The 339-nt window shown below is 72.6% G+C and carries 1 pseudogene; it reads right to left on the bottom strand.

Annotated elements, in window-relative coordinates:
* Positions 1–339: pseudogene (locus OZ10_RS20295) on the bottom strand (site-2 protease family protein); the annotation flags it as partial.

Here is a 339-nt window from a genome sequence, read left to right on the forward strand (position 1 = left end):
CATCATGCCCAGCGAATCGGCGGTCATCCGCCCGGTTTCGCGGATCGCCGCCGGCACCGCGGCAAACAGGCCGTACTGCTGGCGGCTGTCGTACTCCGGGGCGGGCGCGGCGGCCGGGCGGATACCGATCATCCACTGGCCCTGCGGCGACTTGCGCGGGGCAATCTCCAGCGCCAGGCGGTCTTCGCCCTGTTCGCCCTTGCGCGCCACCTCGATCATGCCCGGGCCGCCGTGCTCGCCCAGCGCCTGCACCTGCGGAATGATGTCCTCGCCCGAGCGGATCGGCTGGCCGTCGATGGCCACGATGCGGTCGCCCGGCTTGAGCAGGCCGTCGGCGAC

It is taken from the genome of Xanthomonas cannabis pv. cannabis (assembly GCF_000802365.1).
GTDB lineage: Bacteria > Pseudomonadota > Gammaproteobacteria > Xanthomonadales > Xanthomonadaceae > Xanthomonas > Xanthomonas cannabis.